Source organism: Planomonospora algeriensis (assembly GCF_977012225.1).
In genome coordinates this window covers 1-12519 of sequence record NZ_CDRNDK010000167.1, presented here as the reverse complement: position 1 = coordinate 12519, position 12519 = coordinate 1, and the positions used below count along the sequence as shown (strand labels likewise).

Here is a 12519-nt window from a genome sequence, read left to right as displayed (position 1 = left end):
CGGCGCGGCGCACCGGGAGACGAGGAAGGCCCAGCCGAGCACGAGGACGGCGAGCACCGTCAGCGGGGCGGGTTCCAGGAGCGCGGGCAGGGCCTCTCCGGCGTCGGACAGCGTCAGGGCCGCGGTGCCCGCGGCGGGCACGGGACGCACCTCGATGGGCCTGCCCGCGGTCGCCGCCCCGTCCGCCTCGCCCACCCCGTCCTTCACGGAAGCCCGGGAGAGGTTCTCCTTGACCTTGCGCGGCAGTCCGTAGCCGACGACCTTCTCCTGGTCGCGGACCTTGCGCTTCAGCCAGACCCGGTCGACGTTGGCCTCGATCGTGTGGATCGTTCCACCGTCGACGCGCTCCACGATGCCGACGTGGTCGATCCCCTTGATGTCGTCGCCGCCCGACCAGTCGAAGAAGACCAGGGCGCCGGGCTCCGGTTCGGCGCTCCAGGCGCCGTTGGTCTCGAACCAGCGGGCGTGCGAGGGCGTCCAGGCGAACCGGCCGACGTAGTCCGTCACGTCGGCCTTCTCCGCCGCCCAGGCGACGAACATGTCGCACCACGGGGCCGTGCGGTACTGGGGGTCCCGGACGGCGGCCGCGTACCACTCGCCGAACTTGGTGTGCTGACCGGGGCGCTCCCGGTATCCGAGCTCCGCCACCATGACTTCCAGCAGTTCGTCGCCTATCGGATCCACGCCCGCCCGTCACTTTCGTCCCCCGTCCGCCGGAAAGGGGTCATCGATCGACAAGGCTGGACTTTATTCCGGTAAACCCGGACAAGGGGGACGATCGGCTGATTAATACCGGATTTGATGGATGGGAAGAAGCGGAGCGGTCCACCGTCTACCATCGCCCGCTCTCGGCCGCCGCCGCGCGCGGGTCGAATAGCATTTGCGCGACATCACGCGACGGGAACGGGTTCCTCCATGTTCGACGACAAGACGCAGGAGACCCTGCGCCGCCTGCTGGACCTCGCCGAGCACCCCGCCACCCCGCAGGCCGAGCGGGCACTGGCCCTCGCCCGGGTCCGGGCGCTGGTCATGGTCCCGGACGGCGACGCCCGCCGCGCCCCGGTGACCCCGGGGATGGAGGCGGGCATCCTCAAGGGGATCGCGCCGCTGACCCGCCGGGTGGACGAGGACCTGGTCGACGAGGTCCACGGCGACCTCTACGCCTTCAGCACCCGCTACCGGGTGATCGGCGAGGTCGCCGACGAGATGGCCCGCGTCCTCGAACGCTGGGCGGCGGCCGTACCGGCCAAACGCCACCGCCACGAGGAGGCGGTCCGCGTCACCGCCGCCAAGCTCGCCTACCTCCTGCAGCGCAGGGACCTGTTCCGCGGTTCCGGGCGGGGCGGCCGCCCCAGGACGAGGTGATCGGGCGGGACGGGCCGAGTCCGTCAGCCCTGCCCCCGGGCATCGCCGCGCCCGGGGGAGTCACCCGGCCGCCTCACGCTCCGTCCGGGTCTCCGGCAGCTCCACCCGATCGAGGGGCTCGGTGGCGGGCCCCTGCAGGACCGAACCGTCCACGTCGAACCGCGAGCCGTGGCAGGGGCACTCCCAGGTGCGTTCGGCGTCGTTGAAGCCCACGACGCATCCCAGGTGGGTGCAGACCGCCGAGACCGCGTGGACCCGCCCGTCCTCGTCGCGGTAGACCGCGCAGCGCTTCCCGCCCACCTTGAGGACCGCGCCCCGCCCCGGGTCCAGCTCCTCCAGTGCGTCGGCCGGTCCGGTGCCCAGCCGGTCCCCGACGAAGTGGGCGGCGACGGCCGCCTGCATCTTCAGCGCCGGTCCCGCCTCCCGGAGCGGGTGCAGCCGCCGGGGGTCGTAGAGCCGGGTCCACGACCGCTGCCGCCCGCGGACCAGGTCGGTGAGGAGCAGACCCGACATGACGCCGTTGCTCATGCCCCAGCCGCCGAACCCGGTGGCGACGTAGACGTGGCGGGCGCCGGGGTGGAGCGGCCCGATGAACGGCAGCCCGTCGGTGGTGTGGTTGTCCTGGGCCGCCCACCGGTAGGCGACCTCGGTGGCGCCGAACCGCTCGGCCGTCCACGCGGCCAGCCGGTCGAACCGCTCGCCCACCCCGCCGGCGCCCGGCTCGAACTGCTCGCCGGTGACGATCAGCAGCCGCCGGCCCTCGCCGTACGGCGCCGTCCGCACGGAGCGGGTGTTCTGCTCGGTGGTGATGAACATGGCGCGGGGGTCGGCGCCGACCGGGATCGCGGCGGCGACGACCAGCTCGCGGTGGGGCTTCATCCGGGTGAACAGCATGGCGCGGTCGAACACCGGGTAATGCGTGGCCACCACGGCGTCCCGGGCGGTGACGGTCGTCCCGCCCTCGGTCCGGAGGCTGCACGGCTCGCCCTCGTCGAGCGCCACGACGCGGGTGCCCTCGAAGATCCGCACACCGCGGGCGGTCATCGCCTCGGCGAGGCCGAGCAGGTACCGGCGGGGGTGGAACTGCGCCTGCCCGTCCACCCGCACCGCCCCCGCGACCGGGAAGGGCAGCGGCGCGGAGGTCGTGAACTCCGCGGCCAGACCTGCCTCCGCCGCCGCCTCGGCCTCCCGGCGGAGCTCCTCGACGCCGTCGTCGGACTCCGCGTAGGTGTAGGAGGGCAGCCGCTCCAGTTCGCAGTCGATGCCGAGCTCGGCGGCGGTCCGCGCCACGTGCTCGACCGCCTCCGTCTGGGAGGCGGCGTACAACCGGGCGGTCTCCGCCCCGGCGGACCTGGCCAGCCTGGCGTAGACCATCGTGTGCTGGGCCGAGAGCTTGGCCGTGGTGTTCCCGGTGACGCCCTCCGCCATCCTCCCGGCCTCCAGCACCGCCACCGACAGGCCCTCCTTCGCCAGTTCCCAGGCCGTGCTCAGCCCGGCGATCCCGGCGCCGACCACGGCGACGTCGACCTCGAGGTCCTGGGCGAGCGCCGGGTACGGCCGGCCCGCGGCCGATTCGATCCAGAAGGATTGCGTAGTCATGGGCGGCTCCTGCCCGCCAGACGGCGCCTCTCACGTCCGGCCGCCCCCGGAGGGCGGAGGTGGGGTCCGCCTCCGGGACTCCTCCGGGACTCCTCCGGGACCGGATCCCGTGCCGCGGATCGGCACGTGGACGCCGGTGGCGGCCGAGACGCTACCGCGGGACGTCCGCCCCGGTGAAAGCCTCGCCGAACGGCACAGGCCGCAGGGGCCGCCGGCGTTTGGACTCGTACATGGCCATGTCGGCCTGCGCGATGAGGACGTCGCCCGTGGAGCCGTACGTGGAGCACGTCACCCCGATGGCCGCGCTGAGCCGCGCCGTGCCGGCCGACAACGCGACCTCGCCCTCCAGCGCCTCGCCGACCCGCTCGGCGATGGTGATCACCTCCGCGGGCAGCTCGAGCCGCGGGCAGATCAGCAGGAACTCGTCCCCGCCGATCCGCCCGACGACGTCGTCGTTGCGGATCACCCCCCTGATCCGGTCCGCGGCCTGGACGAGCAGCTCGTCGCCCGCCGCGTGCCCGAGCGAGTCGTTGACCGATTTGAACTCGTTGAGGTCGATGAAGATCACTCCGGTGTGGTGGCGGCCTCGCGCGGACAGCTCCCGGTCGAGGACCGCCAGGCTGGAGGCGCGGTTGTGGCAGCCGGTGAGCTGGTCGAACGTCGCCCTGATCCGCAGTTCCTCGCGTGAACGCACGCTCTCGGTGATGTCGCGGACGCAGACGAGCGCTCCGGGCGCACCCTCCTCGTCCGACAGGCCGATCAGGGTCATCGCGCAGCGGCGCGGCTCCCCGCGCGCCCCGGAGGGCTCGACGGCGACCTCGAGTTCGCGGTCGGGGCCTCCGCGCAGCACGTTCTCGAGCGCCGCGTCCAGCATCGCGCGGTCGCGTTCGGCGACGTTCGCCAGCTGTTCCCGAGCCGTCGCGGCCCCGCCGGTTCCGAACATCGCGGCGAGCAGGGAGTTGGCGTAGACGACGGAACCGTCCTGCCCGAGCTGCAACAGGCCGATGGGCAGCGAGTCGGCGAGCCGCCGGAACAGCTGCTCGCGCTGGCCCAGCGCCTCGTAGGCGGCCATCTCCTCGGAGACGTCGCTGATGTGGCTGACGATGACGGCGTCTTCGAGCTCGGCCGCCTCGGGGTAGGTGTTCTCTATCTCGACCCACAGCCAGCCGCCGTCCGCGCAGCGGTGGCGCAGCCGCGACCGCGACCCCTGCTTGGTGCCCAGCATGTCGAGCCAGCCCGAGATCGAGCGGTGCACGTCCTCGTCGTGGAAGAACTGCGTCGACCTGGAACCGACCATCTGCTGCCGGGTCCAGCCGAGCATCCGGGTCACCCGGTCGTCGATGTCGGTGATGACCCCGTCGAACTTCTTGAGCATCCGGGCGGAGCGCGGACGCAGGGACGCCAGCGACTGCTCGATCGAGGCGCCGGAGGCGGCCCCGTCCCCGTCGATGTCCATCAGGACGCAGACGAACACGCCGTAGCGGTGCCGCATGTCGACGGCGGTCACCTTGCAGTGGCGATCCGGATCGTCGCGCATCCGGGCGTCGAGGGCCGCCACCCCCGTCCTGCCCGCGCGCTCCCAGGTCGTGAGGGCCGCCACGACGTCGCCCGGATGCAGCAGGTCCAGCATGTTGGACCTGCCCCGCGGCAGGGGGATCAGCCGGTCACCGCTGAGGCCCAGCGCCGCGGGCACCGGCACACGATGCCCGTCGGGCGCCAGCGCCGCGACGCGTACGTGCGGGTGCTCCAAGAGCCCGGTCAGGGTCCTGTCCCGGGCATCGAGAGGTTGAACGTGCTCGGTCATGAAGGTCTCATCGGCACCGGACGAGGCTTCCTGAGGCCGCCCGGCGGAGCGGAACCCGTCACCGAACACGGCTCGCGGCCGCCCTGACCGGGGCACTACTAGAGTTGACCGGGTAGCCGGACCTCCCGTCCGGCCACCCGGCCGGACACCGCCGACGAACGCACCAGGAAGATTCCGCGACGTGACACCACTGGACACGCCCCCCGGCACGACCTCCATGACCCCGGCCGAGGCCGGGCGCGACCGGCGGGCCGAGCGGATCCTGGACGCCGCGGCCGAGCTGCTGGTCGCCCGGGGATGCCGGCGGGTCACCGTCGAGGACGTCGCGCGCCGGGCCGGCGTGGGCAGGGGCACCGTCCACCTGCACTTCGCCACGGAGGAGGCGCTGCTCCTGACGGTGCTGATGCGCTCCCAGCGGCGGATGACCGGGCTCCTCGTCCAGGACATGCGGGCGGACCCCTCCGCGGTCCTGCTCAGCGAGCTGGCCCGGTCGGCCTACCTCCTGATCCACCACGACCCCGTGGCCCGGGCGGTCTTCACGGTCGACTCCGAGGCCCTGGGCTCGCTGAGCAGGAGCGCCTCCGCGCTGGCCGGCGACCTCGTCGAGACTCGCGAACGGGTCGTCGACGGCCATTTCGAGGTGCTCCGCGCGCACGGCCTGGTGCGGGCGGACTCCCCGCTCCGGCTGCAGCGCCACGCGTTCGCCGCGGTCATGACCGGCTTCCTGCTGACCGGGCCGACGGCCCCGGCGCAGGAGCCGGGCATCGAGGCGACGGCGGGCATGCTCGCCGAGGTCGTGCGCTCGGCCTTCGAACGGCCCGCCGGTCCCGAGGCGGTCCGTGCGGCGGCGCCCGAGGTCGTCGCCCTCTACCGGCGCCTGCACGACCGGCTGCACGAGGAGATCGGCCGCCAGAAACTCACCTGACACCCGCCCTGACGTCCCCGAGGGGAGACCATGAGCACTCCGGAAGGTTCCGCCGCGACCGGCACGTTCGACCTGATGGACCCCGCGCTGCTGAACGACCCGTACGGCGGGTTCGCGCGGATGCGGGAGCAGGCCCCGATGGTGCGCGGCGCCATCCCCGGCGCGGCCGCCCCCGTCTGGCTCGTCACCCGCTACGACGACGTCAAGACGGTCCTGGGCGACACCCGGTTCGTCAACGACCCGGCGCACGTCCCCGGGCAGGACGTGGAGAACATCCGCGAGCAGGTGATCCGGGCGCGCGGCATCCCCCCGGAGTACGCGCGGTACGTGCTGGACAGCATCCTGGACGCCGACGGCGAGGACCACATCCGGCTGCGCCGGCTCGTCTCCCGGGCCTTCACCGCGCGCCGGGTCGCCGAACTGCGGCCACGGGTCGCCGAGATCGCCGAGGACCTCCTCGACCGGCTGCCCGGCACGGCCGAGGACGGCGTCGTCGACCTGATCGAGCACTTCGCCTACCCGCTGCCGATCACCGTCATCTGCGAGCTGGTCGGCATCCCGCAGGAGGACCGCCCGCGGTGGCGGGAGTGGGGCGCCGCGCTGTTCTCCCCGGACCCGGAGGGGTTCGGCGCGGTCCTGCGCGACATGGTGGGATACATCGAGGAGCTGATCGTACGGCGCCGCGCCGCCCCCGGCGACGACCTGCTCACCGGGCTGGTCCACGTCCACGACGAGGACGGCGACCGGCTCGGCGACGCCGAGCTGGTCACGATGGTCCTGACCCTGGTCCTGGCCGGGCACGAGACCACCGCCCACCTGATCGGCAACGGGACCGCGGCGCTGCTCGCCCATCCCGGGCAGCTGGCCCTGCTCCGCCGCGAGCCGGAGCTGATGCCCCGCGCCGTCCACGAGCTGATGCGCTGGTGCGGCCCGGTCCTGCTGACCCGGATGCGCTACGCCGCCGAGGACGCCGAGATCGGCGGCATGACGGTCCGCCGGGGCGAGGCGGTGCTGGCCGTACTGGCCGGAGCCAACCGCGACCCGCGCGTGTTCGACGACCCCGACCGCCTCGACATCACCCGTGAGCCGGACGGGCGGCGGGAGGACCACGTCGGTTTCGGCCACGGACTGCACTACTGCCTGGGCGCCGCACTGGCCCGCCAGGAGGGCGAGGTGGCGCTGTCGGCGCTGCTGCGCCGCTTCCCCGGCCTCGCCCTGGCCGTGGCGCCCGAGGACCTTCCCCGGCAGCCGCTGCCGAGCATGCGGCGCCTGGCCCGGCTGCCCTGAGACTCTGAGACTCCGGGGCGGCAGGGAGGGCCGGGCCGCCGCGGGCGGCGACCCGGCCGGGATCAGTTGCCGAACGAGAACCAGTTGAGGTTGACGAAGTCGGCGGGCTGCCCGCTGCTGAAGGTGATGTAGACCGTGTGGGTCCCGGTCACCGGGGAGATGTTGGCGGGAATAGTGCGCCAGCTCTGCCAGCCGCCGGTGTTGGCGATGGCGAAGTCGCCGATCGGCGCGGCGGTCGGGCTGCCCAGGCGCACCTGGACCAGTCCGCTGACCCCGCCCGCCGCCCCGGACGCGACCCGGGCCTTGAACTGGGTGGCCGCCGTGCTCCCGAACCGCACGTCGTCGAAGCGCAGCCAGTTGCCGTTGCCGATCCCGCCGACGTTCTGCCCGCCGCCCGCGTCCGTGGTGGACTCGACCATGACGCCCGACTGCGCCTGGTGGGCCTCGGCCTGGATGGTCGAGCGGGCGTCGACTCCGCCGGGGCCGCCGGTGGGCGTGATGGTCGGGGTGGGATCGGGCCCGGAGCCGCTCTGCCAGACGGCCACGTAGTCGACGAGCATCGGCCGGCCGGAGACCGTGGCGGCGGTCGGCGTCTGCCCGCCCAGCGCGTTGGGGAACGCCCCGCCCATCGCCACGTTGAGCAGCAGGAAGTACCCCTGGTGGGAGGTCATGTTGTTCCAGGTCGTGGCGTCGAACTGGTTCTGGCTGAGGCTGTGGAACAGCTGTCCGTCGACGTACCAGCGCAGCTGGTTGGGGGAGACGGAGCGGTCCCACTCGAAGCGGTAGGTGTGGAACGCCGACTGGCAGGACGCCCGGGCAGGTACGGCTGGCGCCCAGGCCGGTGGTCTCGTTGCAGGGGCCTCCGGGGTTCACCCCGCAGTGCAGCACGGCCCAGACGGAGTTGATCCCGTTGACGTTCTCCATGATGTCGAACTCGCCGATGGCGGGCCAGTTCCAGTAGTTGCCGCGGTACGGGCCGCCCAGCGCCCAGAAGGCCGGCCAGTAGCCCAGCGCGGCGTCACCGGTGACGTTGGGCATCTGGATCCGGCCCTCGATGCGCAGGATGCGGCCGTCGGCGGGCTTGAAGTCGGCGCGCCGGGTCTCGATGCGGCCCGAGGTCCACTCGCTCCCGTTCTTGAGCGGGGTGATGCGCAGGTTGCCGGTGCCGTCGAGGCTCAGGTTGGCGGGGTCGGAGGTGTAGCGCTGGATCTCGCCGGTGCCCCAGTTGGCGGGGCCTCCCGGGTAGGCGTGGCCGGTGTCGATGATCCAGTCGGCGGAGGAGGGGAGGGATCCGGCGCCACCGTTGAAGTCGTCGCTCCAGACCAGGGACCAGCCGGAGGGGGTGGACGGGACGGCGGCGTTGGCGGCGACGGCGGCCAGCGGCAGCGCCAGCGCGGCGATGATGATCGGAATCCATCTCAGAGAGCGATTTCTCAAGCGTGGACGGCTCATTCGCGGCCTCTCTCGGGGGGTGGGCGAGGGGCGGTCGATCGTCGCTGCAGCATGAAGACCGATGAATATCACTGTTGCGCGAACGTTAATTCCGGTCAATATCTACGGTAAAAATTTAGAGAGCGCTCTCCGGTTCGATCGCCTCGCTGTCCCGCTGTCCCGCTGTCCCGCCGTACGGCCACGGTGCCGCTCCGCCGTACGGCCGTCCGCCCGGCGCCGCCGGGATCCGGTGTCCCGTTCACGGGGCCGGGCGATCGCGTTCGCAGCCGTCTCTAAGCTCTGAGGTGTGGCGAAATACTTCGATGTGCATCCGGACAGTCCGCAGCCCCGCCTGATCGGGCAGGTGGCCGACCTCCTGCGGGCGGACGGGCTGATCGCGTATCCGACGGACTCCGGCTACGCGCTGGGATGCCGACTGGGCAACAAGGAGGGGATCGACCGGATCAGGGAGATCCGCGACCTCGGCAGCGACCACCACTTCACCCTCGTGTGCAGGGACTTCGCCCAGTTCGGCCAGTTCGTTCAGGTGAGCAACGCGCAGTTCCGCTCGGTCAAGGCGGCGACCCCGGGCGGCTACACGTTCATCCTGCCCGGGACCAAGGAGGTGCCGCGGCGGTTGCTGCACCCCAGGAAGAAGACGGTCGGCGTCCGGATCCCCGATCACATAGTCGTGCAGGCACTGCTGGGCGAGCTCGGCGAGCCGCTGGTGTCGAGCACCCTGCTGCTGCCCGATGAGACCGAGTCTCTGACGCAGGGCTGGGAGATCAAGGAGAGGCTCGACCACGCGGTGGACGCCGTCGTCGACTCCGGCGAGTGCGGAGCGACCCCGACGACGGTCGTCGACCTCTCGCAGGGCGAGCCGGAGATCCTCCGCCGGGGAACCGGGGACCCGTCCCCCTTCGAGTAGGGGATCGGCGCGGTGACGCCCGCCCGCGGGCCCGGCCCGGCGTCACCTACGCGACGTCGGGCCGGGTCATCAGCGGCGACCGCAGGTGCAACGCCAGATCGGGGCCGGTCAGCGGCACGGTGTTCCACGTCGCGACCGCCGTGCCCGCGCCGGCGTCGACCACCAGCCGGACCCGGTGCGGAGTGGTGATGACGTAGAGGTCGGCGGCGAACGCGTCGCCTCGCCAGGCGCCGGCCGCGACGACGGGGCGGCCGAGCGGTGAGCTCTCCCGCCATTCGCCGTGGCCGACCGCCACCTCCAGGGAGGCCCCGAGCCGCAGGAGCCATCCGCCGTCCACGGGGTCGACGGTCACCGCGGTCCCGTCGGGCAGCGGCGAGTCCTCCCCGCAGGCCTCGATCATGGCCTTGGCGGAGCGGTCCGGGGCGGACAGGCCCGGCACCGGCGCGAGGGACAGCCGCCGCAGCCGCTCGGCGAGGATCTCGTCGTCCCGGGTGCTCGCGACATGGTCCAGGCCGGGCAGCAGGCACTCCCACACCGCGTCGAGCACCGCTTGCGCCTGCGTATGGGCACCGGTCACGGCGACCACGAGGTCGTGCGGCGGGACGACCACGAGCTGCTGGCCGAAGGAGCCGTCACCGTGGTAGCCGTGACGTGACATCCAGAACTGGTAGCCGTACCCGCAAAGGTAGTCGGCGTCCCCCGATCCGTCCTCGACCTGCAGGGTGTCGATGTGCCGTCTGGTCGCGAGCTCCACCCATCCGCGCGGGACGAGCCGCCGGCCGCCCCACCGGCCGCCGCGCAGCAGCAGCTCGCCGAAGGCGGCGACGGCCTCGGTCGTCAGGTGCAGCCCGTGGAATCCGAAGGCGGCGCCGCTCGCCACCCGGTCCCATTCGGCGTGCTCGACGCCCATCGGTGCGAAGAGGCGCTCGTCGAGCAGTTCCGGCAGGCTGCGGCCGGTGACCCGTTCCACCATCCGGGCCAGGACGAAGGTGGTCGCGTTGTCGTAGGCGTGCCGGGTCCCCTCGGCCTCGGGGAACGGCACGCGCAGAAAGCCCTTCACCAGGTCGTCCGGTTCCAGCCGCCAGGCCTCGGCGAGGCTGTCGGCGTGGCGGCCGGCCGTCATGGACAGCAGGTGGTGGACGGTGAGGCGGCGTCCCTGCGCCGAGATGTCGGCCGGGACGTGGTCGGGCAGCACGTCCACCACCCGGTCGTCCAGCGAGAGCAGCCCGTCGGCGATCGCGAGCCCCACGGCGACCGAGGTGAACGACTTGGTCAGCGAGTAGAGCAGGTGCGGGCGTCCGGCCGAGTACGGTGCCCACCAGCCTTCGGCGACGACGTGCCCGTGGCGTACGACCATGATGGAGTGGCACTCGACGGATCGTGCTTCGAGACGGTCCAGCAGCGCGGCGATCGAACGGGACGACACCCCCGAGGCGGCCGGTGTCGAGCGCGGCAGCAGAGTGCGTTGAGAAGGCATCCAGGAAACCTAACAAGTCCGCTGAATCCACCCAATCGAATTATGGGACACCGCGCAGCCGGGCCGTTCCCCGACCGCCTCGGCCCAGCGGCCCGCTCGGCCGTCGCGTCCCCTGCCGCCGGCGGCCTCGTCGTGCTGTCCGGTTCGCTACCCGATCTGCTCCGCGCCGCGCTCGCGCCGCTCGCACCCGCCCTCGACACGGCCGAAGAACGATCGCGACGCGGAGTTCCGCGAGAGCTTCGACGCCTACACCGCGATCGCCGAAGAGCAGACGCTGCCCGCCGCGATCCAGGGCGGCAGCGCCGAGGCGGCGCAGGCGCTGTCGGAGATCACCGGGATCGTCGCGCGGATCAAAGAGCACCAGACCACGGTGGCCTCGGCGGTGGAGTCGAAGAGACCCGGTGATTCCGGCTGAGACGCCTCCCGCTGACCTCGTCCACCCGATCGTCACCAGGGCCGGTCCTCCGAAGACGCAGGCGCACGGATGATCGGGAAAGCTGCAGTCGCCAGGCTCCGGCTCTTGCGGCCCGATGGCGTGTGATGCGACCGGTCCGTGCGGGTGGTGCCGGGCCCGTCGGAGGGCCGCGACCGCGACCGCACCCGCTCAGGGTTCGGGATCAACGCCGGCACCCCGGGCAGCTGGGTGCACCGGCACCGGATCGTGCACGGCCAGGACGGGCAGCCGCTGTCCGGGCCGCCCGCCTGCACGGATGAGGCCCGCATGGCGTGGGCCCGCCGGCGGTCGACGGCGTGCATCGCGGCGCTGACCCCGGCCGAGGGGTTCCGGCCCCCAAGGATTCCTGGGAGGCGGGAAAGGGGGCGCGGCGCCCTGCCATCTGGTCCGGTACAGGCCAGCGAGAGCGCATGACGGCGTCACACGGTTCCTGGCGGCATGGGTGCGGGCCTGGTGGTCGTCTTGGCGACATGGACGTCATCCCCGCCGCCTTCGGTGAGCCGAAGCTGTCCTGTCCTACCTCGGAGTCTCCTACGGCACGGAGGTCCTGACCGCAGCGAACCGGATCAATCAGGCCTCCGCCTGGCGTCCGCTGTGGGGCGACGCGTACCGGGTCAACTCCCACATCGTGCCCTACCTGCTGTTCATCCGTCTTTGCGACGACAGCACGGAGGAATGTGCCGGCTTCACCGCGAAGGCGCAGATATGAGCGGACGCGGCCCGTGGCGGCTCGGTCGTTCCCCTGTCGTCGTTGCAGGAGTCTCTCGACGGCCTGCTCCCTGGAGCGCCATGTCCGCCCCATCGGTGACCAGGCCGAGCTCCTGAGGAGAAGATTCACAGGACAGGCCTTAGAGCTCTAAGCGGCATACCTGAATGATCTTTCTTGGCTGCTTCACCCTATTGACTCGAGCAGACAGGAAGTAATAACTTTCCGCCTGGAAAGCGTTTTCCAAGCTCCTCCTCGAGGAAAAGCGTGTTCCGAGCCCCTCCCCAGGAGAGCGCACCCCCACATCAACCCCCCGCCGCCGACACGCCTGGCGGCAGCATGGAGGAACGATGGAAACATCCATGACCCACATGAAACGGCGTCGGCGCAGGACCCGCTTGACGGTTGCCATCGCAGCAGCCGCGACCATGGTCGGCGGTCTCGTGGTCACCATGACGCTGCCCGCGTCGGCTGCCGCAACCGCCACCAACCTGAGCCTGAGCGGCGGCGCCGACGGCTCCAGCAAGGCCAGCGGCACCAGCT

11 protein-coding genes are annotated in these 12519 nt (G+C 72.1%); 6 read left to right on the top strand and 5 right to left on the bottom strand.

The features are described 5' to 3' along the window. Nucleotides 1–684: CHAP domain-containing protein (locus ACWJ6R_RS18390; RefSeq protein WP_449063398.1), on the bottom strand; the 684-nt coding region annotated here is incomplete at its 3' end. Nucleotides 685–915: 231 nt separating this feature from the next. Here ACWJ6R_RS18390 and ACWJ6R_RS18385 point away from each other — a divergent pair. Continuing rightward, complete coding sequence (locus ACWJ6R_RS18385) at nucleotides 916–1365, top strand: hypothetical protein (RefSeq protein ID WP_449063397.1); 450 nt, start codon at nucleotides 916–918, stop codon at nucleotides 1363–1365. A gap of 60 nt (nucleotides 1366–1425) precedes the next feature. Here ACWJ6R_RS18385 and ACWJ6R_RS18380 read toward each other — a convergent pair whose 3' ends face one another. Both ACWJ6R_RS18380 and ACWJ6R_RS18375 read right to left on the bottom strand, forming a co-directional pair. Next, nucleotides 1426–2964 carry an FAD-dependent oxidoreductase gene (locus ACWJ6R_RS18380; protein WP_449063396.1) on the bottom strand — a complete coding sequence of 513 codons (1539 nt, stop codon included), beginning with the start codon at nucleotides 2962–2964 and terminating at the stop codon, nucleotides 1426–1428. Nucleotides 2965–3115: 151 nt separating this feature from the next. Further along, on the bottom strand, nucleotides 3116–4768 hold the full coding sequence (locus ACWJ6R_RS18375; protein WP_449063395.1) for a diguanylate cyclase domain-containing protein: 1653 nt from the start codon (nucleotides 4766–4768) through the stop codon (nucleotides 3116–3118). 181 nt (nucleotides 4769–4949) lie between these two features. Between ACWJ6R_RS18375 and ACWJ6R_RS18370 the strand changes: the two genes are divergently transcribed. Continuing rightward, complete coding sequence (locus ACWJ6R_RS18370) at nucleotides 4950–5693, top strand: TetR/AcrR family transcriptional regulator (RefSeq protein WP_449063394.1); 744 nt, start codon at nucleotides 4950–4952, stop codon at nucleotides 5691–5693. 30 nt (nucleotides 5694–5723) lie between these two features. After that, on the top strand, nucleotides 5724–6980 hold the full coding sequence (locus ACWJ6R_RS18365; protein WP_449063393.1) for a cytochrome P450 family protein: 1257 nt from the start codon (nucleotides 5724–5726) through the stop codon (nucleotides 6978–6980). 62 nt (nucleotides 6981–7042) lie between these two features. Here ACWJ6R_RS18365 and ACWJ6R_RS18360 read toward each other — a convergent pair whose 3' ends face one another. Next, nucleotides 7043–7651, bottom strand: a complete 609-nt coding sequence (locus ACWJ6R_RS18360; protein WP_449063392.1) for a carbohydrate-binding protein — start codon at nucleotides 7649–7651, stop codon at nucleotides 7043–7045. Nucleotides 7652–8235: 584 nt separating this feature from the next. Here ACWJ6R_RS18360 and ACWJ6R_RS18355 point away from each other — a divergent pair. Next, nucleotides 8236–8487 carry a hypothetical protein gene (locus tag ACWJ6R_RS18355; RefSeq protein ID WP_449063391.1) on the top strand — a complete coding sequence of 84 codons (252 nt, stop codon included), beginning with the start codon at nucleotides 8236–8238 and terminating at the stop codon, nucleotides 8485–8487. A 231-nt stretch (nucleotides 8488–8718) separates the two neighbouring features. Further along, nucleotides 8719–9339: an L-threonylcarbamoyladenylate synthase gene (locus ACWJ6R_RS18350; RefSeq protein WP_449063390.1), complete on the top strand. Its 621-nt coding sequence runs from the start codon at nucleotides 8719–8721 to the stop codon at nucleotides 9337–9339. Nucleotides 9340–9385: 46 nt separating this feature from the next. Here the strand turns inward: ACWJ6R_RS18350 and ACWJ6R_RS18345 are convergent, their stop codons facing one another. Then, complete coding sequence (locus tag ACWJ6R_RS18345) at nucleotides 9386–10816, bottom strand: serine hydrolase domain-containing protein (protein WP_449063389.1); 1431 nt, start codon at nucleotides 10814–10816, stop codon at nucleotides 9386–9388. A 1510-nt stretch (nucleotides 10817–12326) separates the two neighbouring features. Here ACWJ6R_RS18345 and ACWJ6R_RS18340 point away from each other — a divergent pair. After that, on the top strand, nucleotides 12327–12519 hold a 193-nt coding region (locus ACWJ6R_RS18340; protein WP_449063388.1), incomplete at its 3' end, for a hypothetical protein.